We start from the raw sequence: 16,150 nt of genomic DNA, 5'->3' as shown, positions 1-16,150 counted from the left end.
ATTATTTTTCAAACCTTTCGGCCAGTTCGTTTAGGGTAAAGGTGCTGATCACCGGTTTGCCGTTGAGCGCTATGTTGGGCATCTGGCAGGCAAATAGCTGGTCAATCAGCAGGTTCATTTCTTCTAACGTTAATTTGGTGCCGGCTTTGGTGGCAGCGTTACGGGCCAGCGTACGGGCCAGGTTATCGCGCTTATCTAACTTTAATATAGCCAGGTTGTTTTTAAAGCCTTCCAGTAAGTGCTCCAGCAACTGATGCTCGTTTGCCTGGGTTACATCGGCCGGTATACCATCAACAACAACGGTGTTTTTGCCAAATTCGCGTATATCGAAGCCTAAAGCTTTTATATCGGGCAATAGTTCCATCAATAAGGCAAAGTCGCTGCCATTCAACGTAACACTTTGCGGAAAAAGGCTTTGCTGACTGGTGCCCGAGTGGTTTTGCAACTGCTGTAAAAAACGCTCATACAAAATACGCTCATGTGCGGCCTGCTGATTGATCAACATAAAGCCCGATTTTATTTGCGACAGGATGTACCTGTTATGTATCTGGAATAACTGGCGCTCGCTGTTTTTGCTTACGGACTGGTTGTTTACCTCAAAGCTATCATCGGGCAGTATTTCCTGCTGCGCCTGTTGGGTTGGTTGCTTGCTTATTTCATAAAGGGTTTCCCAGTTATTGGGCATACCACCCCTGTAAGGATTATTGGCCGATTGATAGCTTGTTTCACGCGGAGCCGAAGCTTTAGCTGGCGTATCGAACGGGTTAAAATCGGGGTTGAAGCTGATCGATGGGGGGGTAATTTGCTCCAACGGTTTGGCAGTAATCAGGTGCTCAATGCTGTTTTCCTGGTCAAAATCAAGCGATGGGGTAATGTTATACCTTCCTAATGAACGTTTTACCGCCGACCGGATGATGGCATAAATGGATTTTTCGTCCTGGTACTTAATTTCGGTTTTGGTAGGATGTACATTGATGTCGATCTTGCTCGGGTCAATATCAATGTACAACACATAAAACGGATAAGTATCCTCGGGCAATAGCTCCTCAAAGGCGGTCATTACCGCGTGGTTGAGGTAATTATCACGGATGAAGCGATTGTTTACAAAAAAGAACTGCTCGCCGCGGGTGCGTTTGGCAAATTCGGGCTTGCCCACAAAGCCACGCAGGTTAATAATGGTGGTATCTTCTTCAACCGGTACCAAACGCTGGTTGTAGTTGTTGCCAAACAGGTGCACAATACGCTGTTTAAGTTGCGAGGCTGGCAGGTGATAAACCTCCTGCCCATCATGGTGCATGGTGAAAAATATTTGCGGGTGCGCCAGTGCTACCCGCTGAAACTCATCAATAATATGCCGCAGCTCAACCGGGTTGCTTTTTAAAAAGTTACGGCGGGCGGGTATATTGTAAAACAGATTTTTAACCGATGTTGATGTACCGGCACTGGTGGCACAAGGCTCCTGGCTTACCACTTCCGAACCTTCGATGATGATGCAACTGCCCAACTCATCATCATGGCGGCGGGTTTTGGTTTCAACATGGGCAATAGCTGCAATTGAGGCCATGGCTTCGCCCCTGAAACCCATGGTGCGGATAGCAAAAAGGTCTTCGGCCTTGCGTATTTTAGAGGTGGCGTGGCGCTCAAAACACATGCGGGCATCGGTAGCGCTCATGCCGCTGCCATTGTCGATCACCTGTATTAAGGCTTTGCCTGCATCTTTTAATATAAGCTGTATTTTGTCGGCCCCCGAGTCTATTGCATTCTCCACCAGCTCTTTTACTGCCGACGCCGGGCGCTGCACTACCTCGCCTGCTGCAATTTGGTTGGCTACCGAATCGGGTAAAAGCTGTATTATATCTGACATCCAAAAAATCCCTTCAATTTCAATCGGCTAAATTAAATATTTGATGGCATAACTTTACCTTTGAAACGTTGTATATAATAAAACCCCTCCCTAACCCTCCCCGGGGGAGAGGGGCACAAAGAAATTTAAACACCCTTCTGCCTAAGGTGTGTGAAGGGCGGGGTGGGGCTTTTTGATTACCTATGACAAAAAAACTGGCTCTGCTCGCATTACTGCCGTTGTTTATTGCCTGTAAACAACCAAAAAAGGAGTACAACGCCGATATGCTGGTGAAAAATGCAACGGTTTACACGGTAGACAGTGCATTTACCACCAAAGAAGCCTTTGTGGTGAACGGAGGCAAAATTGTGGCCGTTGGCAAAGCCGATAGTTTAGAGAAAATATACCTGGCCCGCGAGGTGGTTGATGCGCAGGGCAAAGCCGTGTACCCGGGCTTTATTGATGCGCATACCCATTTTTACCGCTATGGGATGAGTTTGAACGAAGTGCACCTGGAAGGCACCAAAAGTTGGGACGAAATACTCGATTCGGTACAAACTTACGCTGGGCGTAACGCCGATGGCTGGATCATAGGCCGCGGCTGGGATCAGAATGATTGGCAAACCAAGCAATTTCCTGATAAAGCTAAACTCGATTCATTGTATCCTATGCGCCCGGTTATACTTACCCGGGTCGACGGGCATGCGGCTATAGCCAACCAGGCAGCGTTAAATATAGCAGGTGTAAAACCCGGCCAAAAAATTGATGGGGGCACGGTTGAAACCATTAACAATAAGCTTTCCGGAATTTTAGTGGATAACGCCGTTGGCTTGGTGACCCGCAAAATACCCGACCCAACCGACGTGCAGGTTCAAGCCGCTTTATTGGATGCCCAGCGCAACTGTTTTGCAGTAGGCCTTACCACCGTTGATGATTGCGGACTGGACTACCCTATGATTAACGTAATTGCCGACCTTCAGCATAAAAAAGCGCTTAAAATGCGTATGTATGTCATGCTGTCTGACAATGAAGCCAACATTAACTACTTGTTTAAGCGCGGCGTATACAAAACACCCGGTTTAAACGTGCGTTCGTTTAAGGTTTATGCTGATGGTGCTTTAGGTTCACGCGGGGCATGCTTAATTCACGATTACAGTGACCGTAAAGGCTGGAAAGGGTTTTTGTTGAGCAGCCAGAAACACTTTGAAGATGTTGCCCAGCGTATTGCCGCCAAGGGTTTCCAGATGTGTACCCATGCCATAGGCGATTCGGCTAACCGCACTATTTTGAAAATATATGCCGGGGCGCTCAAAGGTAAAAATGACCGCCGCTGGCGCGTTGAACATGCACAGGTAATAGCTCCCGAAGATTTTAAATACTTTGGCGAAAACAACATAGTGCCATCGGTACAACCCACACATGCCACATCAGATATGGGCTGGGCTGGCGAACGTTTGGGTGCCGGACGTTTAAAAGGTGCATATGCTTATAAACAACTCCTGCAGCAAAATGGCTGGCTTCCGTTAGGAACCGATTTTCCGGTGGAAAATATCAATCCGATTTACACGTTTTATTCGGCAACCGAGCGTAAAGATCTGAGTGGTAATCCTGCAAAAGGTTTTCAAAAGGAAAATGCCTTGAGCAGGGTGGAAGCCTTGCGTGGCATGACCATTTGGGCCGCACGCTCTAATTTTGAAGAAACCGAAAAAGGCAGTATCGAGGTAGGCAAGTATGCCGATTTTGTAATACTCGACAATGATATCATGAAGGCAAAAGGTGCCGACCTGCCTCATGTTAAAGTACTAAAAACCTACGTGAACGGCGAAAAAGTGTATGAGAAGAAATAAGTTTGCTGTAACCATAGCCCTGTTAGCGGGCTTTATTGTTTTAAATACCGCCTGTGCACAAATTCCGCCGCCACCTGTTTTAATGGGTAGTGCCTATGTAAATGAGGAAAACTTATCGGCTCAATCAACGGTTTTGCTTAATAATGAGCAAAACGTAGTGCCCTTGCATGATTTAGATAAAGCGACTATAGCCAGTGTGCGTTTTAATCATGATTACGCGGCCTCGTTTGATAGCTTGCTTAACAAGTACACCAAAGTAAAAGCTTTTAACGGCCTTACCTATACAAACTTTGGTAAGCTTAGCGATGATCTTAAACTGTATAGCACCATCATTTTACAGGTAACTGACCCTGACCTCAATAACCCGCGTTTATTAGAGTTTATTGCCATGAATGATAAGCTCAAAAAAGTGGTTATAGCCTACTGGGGCAGCGGCCTTATGCTTGATAAACTGAATGCTGTAATTACGCCTGTATTATGGTGTTCGCGTTTGTCGCCGGTTGCGGCAGGTTTTGTGGCGCAGGCTGTGTTTGGCGGCGTGGCAATTACGCAGAAGTTGCAAAAAAATATGTCGGCTAAGTATGTGGTCGGGGCAGGATTTATCACTGCCAAAACACGTTTGCAATACACCGTACCCGAGGCTGTAGGTATAAAAACCGAGAACCTGCTGCCCATTGATAATATTGCCCGCGAAGCCATGAATGATAAGGCAACGCCCGGCTTTGTAGTGCTGGTGGCTAAAGACGGCAAAGTTATCCTGAACAAAGCATACGGCTATCACGAATACAATAATGCCCAGCCCGATAAGATCACCGACATTTTCGACCTGGCATCGGTTACCAAAATATCTGCCACTACCATGGAAGTAATGCGGCTGGTAGATGAAGGTAAATTAAGCCTCGACTCTACCATGGGTAGCTACATAGCAATGGCGCGCAATACCAGTAAAAACAACATTACCGTGCGCGAATTAATGTTGCACCAGGCCGGTTTGGTATCGTACATCCCATTTTACAATTATATTAAGGCGGCCGACCATAGTCCCGACTCATCTGCTGCTTACCCAACCAAGGTGACCGATGGTTATTATATGCGCAAAGATTACTACAAAGATGTAATGTGGCCGCAAATGCTTAACTCGGCCCTGCGCACCCGTGGCAAGTACGTTTACAGCGATTTGAGCATGTATTTTATGAAAGAAATTGTGGAAACCGTAACCGCAACGCCACTTAACGAGTACGTGCAAACCCATTTTTACAATCCCTTAGGTATGCAAACTGCCGGTTTTTTGCCGCGTAACCGTTTTGCCAAGGAGCAAATTGTTCCTACCGAAAATGATACTTATTTCAGGCATAATTTGCTGACCGGTTATGTACATGACCAGGGTGCGGCTATGGTAGGAGGGGTATCGGGCCATGCGGGTTTGTTTGCTTCGGCCAATGATCTGGCTATCCTGTTTCAAATGATGCTGAATGGTGGTAGTTATGGTGGTACACAGTACTTTAAGCCCGAAACTGTGGCTCAGTTTACCGCCAAACAATCAAACGTTAGTCGCCGTGGACTTGGTTTCGACCGTTGGGACCCGGAGGTGAGCAAGCACTATCCGTCAGACTATGCCTCGCCCGAAACCTATGGCCACACGGGCTATACGGGTACCTGCGTATGGGTCGACCCTAAATCGAACCTGGTGTACATATTCCTGTCAAACCGGGTTTATCCTAAAGATTCGATGTTGCTGAACAGCCGCCGTATACGTGCGCGTGTAATGGATGTGGTTTATGAGGCTATAAAAAAGGGAATGCAATAGTGGGGATTTGGAGCGGGGAGGGTTGAGTGGCAGGTGAAGTTTGCAATGGCACTTAAAAACCTTCGCTCTTTTTGTTTACTATCTTTTTTCCTCCAAAACCCCGCTCTGAGCTCTAAAACCCTTCGTTTCTCTTCCATTTATTCTCCTGAAACTCCGCAATTGCCCGGAAAGTCCTCGTTTTTCCGTGATGTTCCAGGTGTAGTGGTTGTTGAAACGTTTTGGACGCAGTTGAACACCTTGAACACTGGCAAGATCTTGTCGGTACTGACATAACCTTGCGGCAGCCAAATTTCTACATTTTCCACCAAACTTTTTGCAGGGCGGGGCTGCCAACCACGTAGGGTTCGCCAAGGCGGGGGATGCTTACGGTGATGCCTAACTGTTGCGCGGCGGGGAGGAGCTGGCGTACCGGGTCGTTCCACACATGGCTGCTTTCGGCAAACTTGGCCCAGTGTATGGGTTGCATGATGCGGGCCTGCAGGTCATGCGCGGCCTGTGCGGTTTGGTTGGGGTGCATGTGGCTGTGCGGCCAGTTGGGGCTGTATTGCCCGCACTCAACCAGGGCCAGGTCGAACGGGCCGTACTGTGTGCCGATTGTTTTAAAATGATGGCCGTAACCGCCGTCGCCGCTGAAAAAAAGTTTGTAGGCCCCGGTTTTAATTACGTACGATGCCCACAGCGTTTTATTGCCGTCCAGCGTACGGTTTGAGCGGTGCCTGGCCGGGGTGGCCGTAACGCCAATGCCGCCGGGCAGGGTGTGGCTTTGGTGCCAGTTGAGTTCTATAATTTGTGCGGGTTTATAGCCCCAGTACCGCAGGTGCGAACCCACGCCCACCGGCACTATTACCTTTTTTATATGTTTGCGCAGCTTTTTAAGCGTGCGGTAGTCCATATGGTCATAATGATCGTGCGATATAATGACCACGTCAATAGGCGGCATATCATCAACCCCGTAATGCGTTGCCCCTTTAAAAGCCTTTACCATGCCCGGCACCGGACCGGCATTGCCACTAAAAACCGGGTCGATTAAAATATTGGTACCCTGGTGCTTAATCAATACCGACGAATGCCCGAACCAAACCACCACAGGCTGATCACTGGGCAGGGTTTTAAGATTGGTTTTTACCCAGGGCAATTGCCGCGGCGGAACCACCGAATCGGGCTTGCCGTAGAACAGTTTGAGCATATTACCACCTTTGATGCGGGTTTGCACGGTATCATCGGGGTAGGGCAGGTTTACAAATTTTCCGTTTTTATAGTTGGGCTGCTGCTCCACACGGGTAAGTGCCTCGCCCTCGGGGTTACGGCCTAATGAGGGGACCAGTTTGCAGGCGGTAAGCAGGCAAAGCGTGGTGGCAAATATTAAGTTGAAGTATTTCTTTTTTTGGGCGAGCAGCATATGGTATGCTAATAACGCTATGGGATGTTAAAAGATTATAAGAGGGAATATAATACATGTTGCTTGTGCATTGTAGTTGTTATTGTCTTATACCAATTTTGCTGGCTATATTTAACCAATGAAAAACCTAATCCCTTTAGCTGTTCTACTGATTTTTATAGGAGCATGTACATACAATAATAAACCTGCTGCAAAAAATATATACTTATTTCCGTATGGCGATAGCAGTTTTAAGTGGACGACATATGAAAAGCAGGATAGTATTACCAAAAAGCAATTTTTTAGGAGTTACCCGCCTGAATTTAAAAGTGTTTACGATGCCTATTTTAACAGCTATACCAATTTAGTCGAGAGTTTTAAAAACCTAAAAGCTGCTCTGCATGTAATGGATGTAAATAACGACGGATTAAACGATATTATATTTGAGGGCTACAGTGGCGGCGAACCAATCATGACCGCTATTTACCTTCAAAATGCAAGCGGCTTTAAGCAAGTGTTTACCGATTTGCAAACCGTAAGTCGTTTGGATATTGATGGCGGCAAACTTAAGGCTATTTACATAACCGATCCCGGCTGTTGTGCAGAATATCTTACTGCCGGCAAAATATACCAGGTAAATTACCGCGACACCAACCTGAAATTTAAGCCCCTGCATTACACAGCCTATTACCAAAGGAGCAAGTTGCCAAAGCAATATTTAGATCAACCTAAGGCGTTTGTGACGCTAACCGATTCGGCCAAACTACGCGACAAGCCTGCCGTTGCCAATCGCGATACCTTGTTTTTGGGTGGCGACCTGCATTTTGGGAACGATGTAGGTAGTATTGGAAAAGGCAGTAAAGGCCGGGCCATAGCCCAAAGCAAAGACAATGCAGGCAACACCTGGTGGTTTGTTGAACTGCAGCCTAATGCCGTGGTAAGCGGCAACGTATTTTACGAAAAAGAAGACAACCGCAAAGCAGGCAGGCAAAATGGGTTGGATAAACAGCCGCGATTTAAAAATAACAGATTAAGCTATGGATAAACCTGTTGCCTATTTTAAAGGTGTTGATGTGTTTACCCATTACCGGCCGTGGTGTAGTAATGGCCGGGTTTATTATTGATGGCGAGATAAATGTTGGCGACCGTATTGAACTGAATGTAAAGGGGACGGTGATTAAGACGAATATTATATCTGTAGAAGGCATTAGCAGCTCAAACGTTGGGTTAATGGTGGGGGGCTAAGCAAGGATGTGATTGAGGCGGTGAGGTTGTTTGAGGGGCAGATTCTTGTTGTGTTGAAAGATGTTTGATTCAATGTTGCTTAATGAAGTGTGTGGTTCATGTGCATTTTAATAATTCCCAACATTCTTTGCTTAAAGTTTTATCTATGCCATCTAACCCTTATTTTCGGCATATGAAAACCTTATCATTATTTATACTGCTTGGCTTTTCGGCGTTGTGGTGCAGGGCACAAAGTGTGCATTTTAGCCGGGAAGAGTTTGCAAGGCAGTACGAAGAAAGTCGCAAAAATATAGTGAGTTATATACAGGAGCCACCTCAGTATAAAGGTGGTGTAGATTCGTTGCATACTTACCTGGTAGCTAACTTAAAATATCCCTCCAAGGCCTTGCGTAAAAATCGCGAGGGTAAGGTTTACGTTTACTTTGTGGTTGACCGTACCGATGGGCACATACGTGATGCCCGCATTTTAAAAAGTACCGATTCGGTTTTTGATGAGGAGGCATTAAGAGTGGTTTTGGCTATGCCTAACTGGATTCCGGGTAAGCAAGACGGGCGTAGTGTAAACACATCACATAACATTCCCATAATATTTACTTTAGAGCCGGTAAAAAAGTAAAATATGCCCATTTGTGCTATTGTAAAAATAGCACTTTCATGCTAAAAGTAGTAATATGATATTACTGCAAGGATGTTTCCCTAATAGTATGTATTCTTAATAAGTGCTATTAAATAAATTAATGCCTAAACCTTTTAAACAAAAAAAATCATATAAGGTAGTAACTCACAAGCTTGATTGGCTGGAATGGATTGCCATTGGCCTAAGCCTTTGGTTTATGTTTTACCCACATCCCTACAAAGCCTTATTTACCGTTGTATTGTTGCTGCCCATTTTGGGCTTAATTATTAACGGTATTTCGAGGCCGAGTTTAGCATCATTAATTACTATCACTAAAAAGGAAGATGATATTGACGTGGCTGATTTTATTGATTTTCCAGCAATAGCTATATCTTTTCGTGTATTAATAGATTACGAGTATGAAAGTTTCTTCAGTATAATTAAGGTTGGTACCGTAGGTTTTATTATATGTCTTGTATTATTATCATTAACGCACAAAAGAATTGACCATGGTAATAAAGATCGTTTTTGGATGTCATTATTAATTATAGCGAATATTGCATTATATAGCTATGCGGCAACATATGGTATAAATTGTGTGTATGATACATCTGAAGCTAAGATATACCATACCAAAGTGCTTGGCAAATCAATAAGCAGAGGCAGGAGAAGTACTACTTATTATTTGAGAGTTAAACCTTGGGGTACTCATCGCGAAGCCGAAAAGATTTCGGTTGCTTTATCCCAGTATTCTGCAACTTCAATAGGGCAAACGGTTAATATCGATTATAAAAAAGGGTTGTTGGGAATTCCGTGGTATTTTATTGAGTAACTCCTCTGTGAGTGATGTACGATTATCATTAAATCATTTTCATTGCCAACGTGCAAGATTTCATTATCTTAGTAGGATAGAAATTATCCTTATCGCATGAAGAAAATTGTTTATACCCTGATTATTGTGTGCTTATTAGGCGGTGGTGTTATGCTGGCCAACTACCTGATAGTTGGTGGTCCGGTTAAAAGTAAACTATCTGCCGACCCGCGTAACGAGGGGATTGAATTGAGTGCACATTATCGCGCTTATGTTTTACCCAAAGTGTTGGTGCTCAGTTTAGATAATACGGGAGACAGCCATACCCAAATGGATGTACTGCGTTGTGTATTGCAAGCCAGTGAGGCATAAAAGATAAAAACTTTAACGAGGTAGTTTTGGCTTGCAGGGGCACGGGTAAATTTAAAATTACCGGCAGCTATTTTAAAGAACTGGGCGAAACGTATGATTCTCAAAATCCTATTTATACACTTCGCACCTTTGCCGAAAATGTTTCGAACATGGATGGTACCAAGCCTTACGATAGTTTAGAAGGCGGTATGCTGGGCGTACTGGCTGGCGAAATGGACTACTTTAAAGATTTCTCGCGCAAGTGGTACGGTAACGAGCTTTCGGCCGACGCAGAGTAAAATCTTTCTCCTCAACAACCCGCGTTAAGGATAGCCGCGGAAAGCCCATAGTGTAGCATAGCGAAACGAGGACTTGCAACAATAGTCCGATCCGCCTCAGGCGTAAACGCGCAAGTGAGCTATTAGCTACCAACCCTTGCTGTCGTTTCGAACGATAGAGAGAAATCTTGTTCGAACTGATAGGCTAACCGCTTCGAAAAGATTTCCCGTTTTTCGAAATGACAAGTATAACAAGCTTACAGGTGGAGACCTTGCTTATGGGCTGCTGAAAAAGTTCAGCATGATCGCGTAGCAGGCTTACAATTTCGTCCATTCTATAAATTCCGCATAATTCCGGTTCAAATCCATTTCTTTAAAAATATTTAATAATTTTTAAGCACATGATGCAACGTGCCGAAAATTACTGCGTCTATTAACTTGAAAGCTGATTCACAATCTTGGAAGCCTTATACATAGACAAACATTATCAACTGGTGGTTGAATGCAAGCAGGGAAGTAAAAAAGCCTGCTATGAGCTGTATCGCCTGTATTCTAAAGCCATGCTAAACGTGGCTTTCAGGGTGCTAAACAATATGGATGAGGCCGAGGATGTGCTTCAGGAATCGTTTTTGGATGCCTTTAACAAGGTTAAAGATTTTAGGCAGGAAACCACATTTGGCCTTTGGCTTAAGCAAATTGTGGTAAACCGTTCCATCAACCTTTTGCGCAAACGCAAACTCGAGTGGGTTGAAATGGAAAGCGACCAGCTTGAAAACATACCCGACGAAGAGGCATGCGACGACGAAGAAACACAATACAAAGTGGCCCAGATAAAGGATGCCATGAAACAACTGCCCGAAGGATACCGGGTTGTACTATCGCTCTATCTGATAGAGGGGTACGACCATGAAGAAATAGGACAGATATTAAATATTACCGAGAACACCTCAAGAACCCAGTTTTTGAGAGCTAAACGTAAGTTAAGCGAAGTGTTAAAAATAAGAGGAGTAGCGTAATGAGCAAGCAATTAGAAGATTTTATCAGAGCAAACCGCGAGGATTTTGATGATATTGAACCCCGCGCCAACCTGTGGGACCGCATTGAAAAGCAAATGCCTGCCACCGTTGTGCAAATGAAGCTGGAGAAGCGCGAAGCAAAAACGTTTTCGTTAGGCTTTGTGCTCAGGGTAGCCGCCATTATAGTGGTAGTAATGGGTATTGGTTTTACCTTCTACCTGCGCACTACCAAAACAACTAACGGTGTTGATATGGCTGCCATAAACCCCGAGTACGCTAAACAACAGGCACAATATGTATCGCTTATTGAAGATAAGCGTAGTGAGCTGAAAGAACTCACCAAAACCGATCCGCAGCTTTACCGCGAGTTTAGCACCGAGATCGATAAGATGGAAGCATCGTACAAAAAACTTAAAACCGATTTGGCTACCAGCCCTAACCAGGAGCGTGTATTACGTGCAATGATCCGGAACTTGCAAATACAGGCCGAAGTGCTGAACCAGCAACTACAAGTGATTGAACAGTTTAAAGGAACCCCTAACGACAAGAAAAATGAAATTAAAAATATTTAACATCAAACTGCTTTTAGTATGCGGTTTATTAATAGCCGCGCAAGGGGGCTATGCCCAAAAAAAATCGACCGACGATAAAGACTTTAACAAGGAGATGCTGGATCTGCAAAAACAAATGCAAGACCTGCAAAAGCAGATGAACAAGCTTAAAACCGAAAAGCTAAAGCAAAAATCGGACGAACTGCGCAAGTTGTCGAAAGAGTTGAGCAGCGAAACGCTTGTTCATTTAGATGATCTGAATATATCAGGATTTTCTAAAGGGCTCGGTATTACAGCTATGCCGGGTAACGCTGCAACTATTTATGCTACACCAGGTACGCGCATTTTAAGATCTACTGAGAGCAGCAAATCGGCTCAAACATTTACTTACAATTACAACTGGACCAACGACGAGAAAAAGTTAGAAGAAGCCATTCAAAGCGGAGACGTAAAAGAGAAAAGCAAAAGCTACAGTAAAAGCTACAGCGTTGGCTCAAGCGATAAGCTGCAGATCAACAATAGCTTTGGCAAGGTAACTGTAAACACCTGGACTAAAAACGAAATTAAGGTTGATGTGCAAATGAAGGCCTACGCCGATGAGGAAGATGATGCGCAAAAACTGCTGGATAAAATTTCGATAACGGATAGTAAAGAAAACTCGCTGGTATCGTTCAAAACCAACATTGAGAGCAATCGCACTTCCGAAAGCCGCACCTTTGTAATAGGTACCTTTTTTAGCGGGGGCAAAAAGCGTGTAAGTAAAATGGAAGTTAATTATACCGTTTACATGCCGGTAAAAAGCCAGCTGGATATTACCAACAAGTTTGGCAACGTGGTACTACCCGATTTAACCGGCAAAGTAAACGTTAACCTATCATACGGGGCGCTTGTATGCCAGGACTTAAACAACCCCGATATTAAGGTGAGCTTTGGCGATGCTAAAATTGCGAACGTTATTAATGGAGATTTGCACGTAAGCTACGGTAACCTTAACCTGGGCATGGCCGATAACCTGAAAGCTAAAGTAAGCTTTGGCGGAATGAATGTGGACAAGCTGAAATCGGCCGGTGATGTAACTGCACGTTACGGAGACGGAATTAAGATCATAGAGTTTGATAAAAACTGCAAGAACGTTAACATTGATGCACAATTTACCAAGGTGTATTTACCCGCTAAAAACGACTACGACTTTGATGTAACCACCCGCTTTGGCAGCTTTAATTACGATAACAATATAGTAAAGGTAATTAGCCAAACACCCGAAGATACCCGTCATTTTACCTCTACCAAAACCTTTAAAGGGCAGGTAAATAAAGGCAATGCTGATAAGGTTATTACCATTAAATCAAGCTATGCTACAGTAAAGCTCGACTAATAAGAATAATAGTTTTTAAATTCAAGTAAACCCTTGCCCAATTACGGCAGGGGTTTTGCTATTTTAGCGGTACAACAAACCGCTTATGGAATTTTTAACCAGCGCCGAAGCCTGGGTATCATTGGCTACCTTAACCCTGCTCGAGATCGTATTGGGTATCGATAATATTATCTTCGTATCTATACAAGCCGGCAAACTGCCCGAGCACCAGCAAGCAAAGGCACGTAAACTGGGTTTACTGGGCGCTATGCTTACCCGTGTATTGTTACTGCTTTCTATAAGTTGGATTATGAAGCTCACCAAGCCGTTTATCCACCTCGATCAATTTATAAACGCCACCGACCCGGCCTGGAAAGAACGCCTGGCTTTATCAGGTCGTGATATTATTTTGCTGGTGGGCGGTTTATTCTTGATGTACAAAAGCATTCATGAAATACATGAGAACATTGATCACAATGAGGAAGCCGAAGATAATGCGAAGCCGCATTCGTTTTGGGGAGCCATTGTGCAGATCATGATCTTAGATATCGTGTTCTCGCTCGATTCGGTGATTACCGCTGTTGGCCTGGCCGATCATGTGGAAGTAATGGTTGCCGCCGTGGTAATTTCGGTAGGCATAATGATGTGGGCGGCTACGCCGATTGCCAATTTTGTGAACACCCACCCAACAGTAAAAATGCTGGCGCTGTCGTTCCTGTTGCTCATCGGCGTATCGCTCCTGGCCGAATCATTTAACCAGGAAATACCCAAAGGCTACATCTATTTCTCCATGGCTTTTGCCATACTGGTAGAGCTGCTCAACCTCAAGGTTAAAGCCAAAAATGAAAAGAAACGATCGGCCGTAAATACGTTTAAAGAGCCTCCGGTAGAATGATATTAACATACAACTAAAGAGGATTATTTAATTATAGTCCCCCATTGAAGCAAAAAAGCAATCCAAGGCAGGATTGCTTTTTTTGTGTCTTTTTACTTTAATGATTACTTACCAAGGGCTTTCATTATTATTTTCAGCATAATCATGGCTGAAAAATTTGCCGGTAGGACCATCCGGACCAATCATGGCATATTGGGCAACAAAGGCTGCTGAATCCTCTACCTTAAGCGGTCCCTGGTTATTGTTAAAGTCGGTAGCTGTATAGCCCGGATCTACCACGTTTACCTTAACAGGGGTGTCGCGCAGTTCGTAAGCCAGTACCACGCTGTACGCATTGAGGGCAGTTTTTGAAGTGCCGTAGGCCGCGGTTTTAAACATGATAATGTTTCCAGTTAGGATCGCTGTGCAAGGTTAAAGAGCCCAGTCCCGATGTTACATTTACAATTACACCTTGATCCGATTTTTGTACCAATGGCAAAAATGCCTGGGTTACCTGTATTACCCCAAAAAAGTTGGTGTCGTAAACTTCGCGCACAGTGGCTAAGCTAACATCGCTTGCCTTTTGATCATAACTGCCAAGTATTCCGGCGTTGTTAATCAATACATCTAACGATTGAGTTTTTTGGCTCAGGTTTTCCTTAGCTTGCTGCACCGATTGTTCGTCGGCCACATCTATCTGCAATACTTCTACGGCAGTCAGGCCTTCGGCTTTTAATGTATCAACGGCTTGTTGCCCTCTTTGCAAATCGCGGCTGCCCAGGTAAACATAGTAGCCATTTTTAAGCAGTACTTTGGCGGTTTCGAAGCCTATGCTTTTGTTGGCCCCGGTTATTAATGCTGTTTTCATATTTAGTGTTTAGTTCAACAACACAAAGGTAGAGCCACTCGCATTAGTACAACTGCACACTTAGCGGTTTCAATGGTACATTTTGCGGATGCTGGTACGATAATCAACCGGGGTATGTTGCACCAGGCGTTTAAAGAAACGGTTAAAGTAAGAGGCATCCTCAAAACCTAGTTGAAAAGCAATTTCCTTAACCGAGTAATCGGTATGAAAAAGCAGGCGGCGGGCCTCCAGCACCAATCTGTCATGTATATGTGTAATAGCCGATTTTCCGCTTTGCTCTTTCACCACTTCGCTCAAATGCCCGGCCGATAGGTTGAGCAGGGAGGCATAGTCGGCCACTTCGTGCTTTTTTGTGTAGTGCTTATCTATTTTACTCAAATAGTTTTTGAGCACCTGCCGCTCCTGCGAAGGTTGTTGCGTACCAAATTGCTGCACATATAAACGGCTTAAGTAAATGAGCAACACGTTCATTTGAGCCAGCAGCATGTGGTGCTGCATATAACTGCGGGTATTGTACTCAACAATTAATTTTTCCAGTACATCATCTATATAGCTAACATCAGCCGGGTTTAATACCAATTCGTGCCCGTTGTGCAGGTTTTGTATAATAGGAAGTTGTTTAAGTGAGCCACTTTGATCGGTTGCCAGAAAATCATCTGTAAAGGTAAGCACGGCGCCGTTCATGGGGTTGCTTTCTTCTTTAAGATTTACCTGGCTGGGTACGGTAAAATAAAAGGTGTTAGGCTGAGTAACATAAGGCTTCATGTCTATCCAGTGCCTGCTGCTACCTGCCTTTACAAAAGCCATAAAGTAGTAATTCTTACGGTGAGGAACCAGGAAGTCTGATTTGCGGTAGTTAACTATACAATCATTCCGGTTAATACGAAACATGGCATTACCCACGGTTCCTTCCGGTTCAAAAGCATAATTGGGTATAATGGTATCGGCGTAGCTGTGCATCATTTTATTAAACAAATGTATAGATAATAATATCTGTGATTTGTCAATCTTATTTTTGCGCCTTAGTGTGCTACTGCTTAGGTCTGCTCTGCAATAAATTCAGTATTACTCCAATAACAACCCCAATAGCAATGCCTAAAGCTAATTTGCGCATAGCTATTCCCAGTGCTACACCTATGGCAATGCCGATGCCTATGTAATTACGTTTGGTTTGCATGATGCAATAATAGTTTCAATAACTTACCCCTCTTGTCATTTCGACCATTGGGAGAAATCTTTTCGAGGCGATTAGCTTGTACGTGCGAAAAGATTTCTCTCTGTCGTTCGAAATGACAAATTAGGCTAACATCC

General features: G+C 44.3%; 18 protein-coding genes. 12 read left to right on the top strand and 6 right to left on the bottom strand.

What is annotated here, in order from left to right; all coding sequences use genetic code 11:
- Position 1 precedes the first annotated feature (1 nt).
- Positions 2 to 1,864: a DNA mismatch repair endonuclease MutL gene (mutL, locus tag QE417_RS11775; protein WP_311950143.1), complete on the bottom strand. Its 1,863-nt coding sequence runs from the start codon at positions 1,862 to 1,864 to the stop codon at positions 2 to 4.
- A gap of 182 nt (positions 1,865 to 2,046) precedes the next feature.
- Between mutL and QE417_RS11770 the strand changes: the two genes are divergently transcribed.
- Together QE417_RS11770 and QE417_RS11765 are read left to right on the top strand one after the other, a co-directional pair.
- On the top strand, positions 2,047 to 3,690 hold the full coding sequence (locus QE417_RS11770; protein ID WP_311950141.1) for an amidohydrolase: 1,644 nt from the start codon (positions 2,047 to 2,049) through the stop codon (positions 3,688 to 3,690).
- Entirely contained in the window at positions 3,677 to 5,497 is a 1,821-nt protein-coding gene (locus QE417_RS11765) for a serine hydrolase domain-containing protein (protein ID WP_311950138.1), read from the top strand. Before QE417_RS11770 ends, QE417_RS11765 begins: the two co-directional genes overlap by 14 nt.
- A gap of 292 nt (positions 5,498 to 5,789) precedes the next feature.
- Here QE417_RS11765 and QE417_RS11760 read toward each other — a convergent pair whose 3' ends face one another.
- On the bottom strand, positions 5,790 to 6,896 hold the full coding sequence (locus QE417_RS11760; protein WP_311950136.1) for an MBL fold metallo-hydrolase: 1,107 nt from the start codon (positions 6,894 to 6,896) through the stop codon (positions 5,790 to 5,792).
- Positions 6,897 to 7,014: 118 nt separating this feature from the next.
- On the opposite strand from QE417_RS11760, the gene QE417_RS11755 reads away from it, so the two are divergent.
- From QE417_RS11755 to QE417_RS11710, 10 genes are all read left to right on the top strand, one after another.
- Positions 7,015 to 7,920, top strand: a complete 906-nt coding sequence (locus tag QE417_RS11755; RefSeq protein ID WP_311950134.1) for a hypothetical protein — start codon at positions 7,015 to 7,017, stop codon at positions 7,918 to 7,920.
- Between the two features lie 26 nt (positions 7,921 to 7,946).
- The gene (locus QE417_RS11750; RefSeq protein ID WP_311950131.1) at positions 7,947 to 8,120 is read left to right on the top strand and encodes a hypothetical protein; all 174 of its coding nucleotides are present in this window, start codon (positions 7,947 to 7,949) and stop codon (positions 8,118 to 8,120) included.
- 172 nt (positions 8,121 to 8,292) lie between these two features.
- Positions 8,293 to 8,736 carry an energy transducer TonB gene (locus tag QE417_RS11745; protein WP_311950129.1) on the top strand — a complete coding sequence of 148 codons (444 nt, stop codon included), beginning with the start codon at positions 8,293 to 8,295 and terminating at the stop codon, positions 8,734 to 8,736.
- A 103-nt stretch (positions 8,737 to 8,839) separates the two neighbouring features.
- Positions 8,840 to 9,568, top strand: a complete 729-nt coding sequence (locus QE417_RS11740) for a hypothetical protein (protein ID WP_311950127.1) — start codon at positions 8,840 to 8,842, stop codon at positions 9,566 to 9,568.
- A gap of 96 nt (positions 9,569 to 9,664) precedes the next feature.
- Positions 9,665 to 9,919, top strand: a complete 255-nt coding sequence (locus tag QE417_RS11735) for a hypothetical protein (protein ID WP_311950125.1) — start codon at positions 9,665 to 9,667, stop codon at positions 9,917 to 9,919.
- A gap of 26 nt (positions 9,920 to 9,945) precedes the next feature.
- The gene (locus QE417_RS11730) at positions 9,946 to 10,197 is read left to right on the top strand and encodes a hypothetical protein (protein ID WP_311950123.1); all 252 of its coding nucleotides are present in this window, start codon (positions 9,946 to 9,948) and stop codon (positions 10,195 to 10,197) included.
- Between the two features lie 437 nt (positions 10,198 to 10,634).
- The gene (locus QE417_RS11725; protein WP_311950121.1) at positions 10,635 to 11,192 is read left to right on the top strand and encodes an RNA polymerase sigma factor; all 558 of its coding nucleotides are present in this window, start codon (positions 10,635 to 10,637) and stop codon (positions 11,190 to 11,192) included.
- Positions 11,192 to 11,764 (top strand): hypothetical protein, encoded by a 573-nt coding sequence (locus QE417_RS11720; protein ID WP_311950119.1) that lies wholly within the window; start codon positions 11,192 to 11,194, stop codon positions 11,762 to 11,764. Before QE417_RS11725 ends, QE417_RS11720 begins: the two co-directional genes overlap by 1 nt.
- A complete protein-coding gene (locus QE417_RS11715) occupies positions 11,745 to 13,118 on the top strand; it encodes a hypothetical protein (protein ID WP_311950117.1) in 1,374 nt (457 codons plus the stop codon). Before QE417_RS11720 ends, QE417_RS11715 begins: the two co-directional genes overlap by 20 nt.
- Before the next feature lie 85 nt (positions 13,119 to 13,203).
- Complete coding sequence (locus tag QE417_RS11710) at positions 13,204 to 13,992, top strand: TerC family protein (protein WP_311950115.1); 789 nt, start codon at positions 13,204 to 13,206, stop codon at positions 13,990 to 13,992.
- Positions 13,993 to 14,100: 108 nt separating this feature from the next.
- Here the strand turns inward: QE417_RS11710 and QE417_RS11705 are convergent, their stop codons facing one another.
- The 4 genes from QE417_RS11705 to QE417_RS11690 form a co-directional block, all read right to left on the bottom strand.
- Positions 14,101 to 14,370, bottom strand: a complete 270-nt coding sequence (locus QE417_RS11705; protein WP_311950113.1) for an SDR family NAD(P)-dependent oxidoreductase — start codon at positions 14,368 to 14,370, stop codon at positions 14,101 to 14,103.
- Positions 14,363 to 14,839, bottom strand: a complete 477-nt coding sequence (locus tag QE417_RS11700; RefSeq protein WP_311950112.1) for an SDR family NAD(P)-dependent oxidoreductase — start codon at positions 14,837 to 14,839, stop codon at positions 14,363 to 14,365. The genes QE417_RS11705 and QE417_RS11700 overlap by 8 nt, the downstream gene beginning before the upstream one ends.
- A 69-nt stretch (positions 14,840 to 14,908) precedes the next feature.
- On the bottom strand, positions 14,909 to 15,802 hold the full coding sequence (locus QE417_RS11695) for an AraC family transcriptional regulator (protein ID WP_311950110.1): 894 nt from the start codon (positions 15,800 to 15,802) through the stop codon (positions 14,909 to 14,911).
- Between the two features lie 67 nt (positions 15,803 to 15,869).
- Positions 15,870 to 16,016 carry a hypothetical protein gene (locus QE417_RS11690; protein ID WP_311950109.1) on the bottom strand — a complete coding sequence of 49 codons (147 nt, stop codon included), beginning with the start codon at positions 16,014 to 16,016 and terminating at the stop codon, positions 15,870 to 15,872.
- Between the last annotated feature and the right edge of the window lie 134 nt (positions 16,017 to 16,150).

Source organism: Mucilaginibacter terrae (genome assembly GCF_031951985.1).
In the GTDB taxonomy this organism is placed as follows: domain Bacteria; phylum Bacteroidota; class Bacteroidia; order Sphingobacteriales; family Sphingobacteriaceae; genus Mucilaginibacter; species Mucilaginibacter terrae_A.
This window is presented reverse-complemented; position numbering and strand designations above follow the sequence as displayed.

Coding starts and splice junctions, on each gene's coding strand:
- QE417_RS11695 (WP_311950110.1), bottom strand. CDS start 15,802: ATGATGCACAGCTACGCCGATACCATTATACCCAATTATGCTTTTGAA.
- QE417_RS11765 (WP_311950138.1), top strand. CDS start 3,677: ATGAGAAGAAATAAGTTTGCTGTAACCATAGCCCTGTTAGCGGGCTTT.
- mutL (WP_311950143.1), bottom strand. CDS start 1,864: ATGTCAGATATAATACAGCTTTTACCCGATTCGGTAGCCAACCAAATT.
- QE417_RS11770 (WP_311950141.1), top strand. CDS start 2,047: ATGACAAAAAAACTGGCTCTGCTCGCATTACTGCCGTTGTTTATTGCC.
- QE417_RS11720 (WP_311950119.1), top strand. CDS start 11,192: ATGAGCAAGCAATTAGAAGATTTTATCAGAGCAAACCGCGAGGATTTT.
- QE417_RS11690 (WP_311950109.1), bottom strand. CDS start 16,016: ATGCAAACCAAACGTAATTACATAGGCATCGGCATTGCCATAGGTGTA.
- QE417_RS11700 (WP_311950112.1), bottom strand. CDS start 14,839: ATGAAAACAGCATTAATAACCGGGGCCAACAAAAGCATAGGCTTCGAA.
- QE417_RS11760 (WP_311950136.1), bottom strand. CDS start 6,896: ATGCTGCTCGCCCAAAAAAAGAAATACTTCAACTTAATATTTGCCACC.
- QE417_RS11705 (WP_311950113.1), bottom strand. CDS start 14,370: ATGTTTAAAACCGCGGCCTACGGCACTTCAAAAACTGCCCTCAATGCG.
- QE417_RS11735 (WP_311950125.1), top strand. CDS start 9,665: ATGAAGAAAATTGTTTATACCCTGATTATTGTGTGCTTATTAGGCGGT.
- QE417_RS11745 (WP_311950129.1), top strand. CDS start 8,293: ATGAAAACCTTATCATTATTTATACTGCTTGGCTTTTCGGCGTTGTGG.
- QE417_RS11755 (WP_311950134.1), top strand. CDS start 7,015: ATGAAAAACCTAATCCCTTTAGCTGTTCTACTGATTTTTATAGGAGCA.
- QE417_RS11715 (WP_311950117.1), top strand. CDS start 11,745: ATGAAATTAAAAATATTTAACATCAAACTGCTTTTAGTATGCGGTTTA.
- QE417_RS11710 (WP_311950115.1), top strand. CDS start 13,204: ATGGAATTTTTAACCAGCGCCGAAGCCTGGGTATCATTGGCTACCTTA.
- QE417_RS11750 (WP_311950131.1), top strand. CDS start 7,947: ATGTGTTTACCCATTACCGGCCGTGGTGTAGTAATGGCCGGGTTTATT.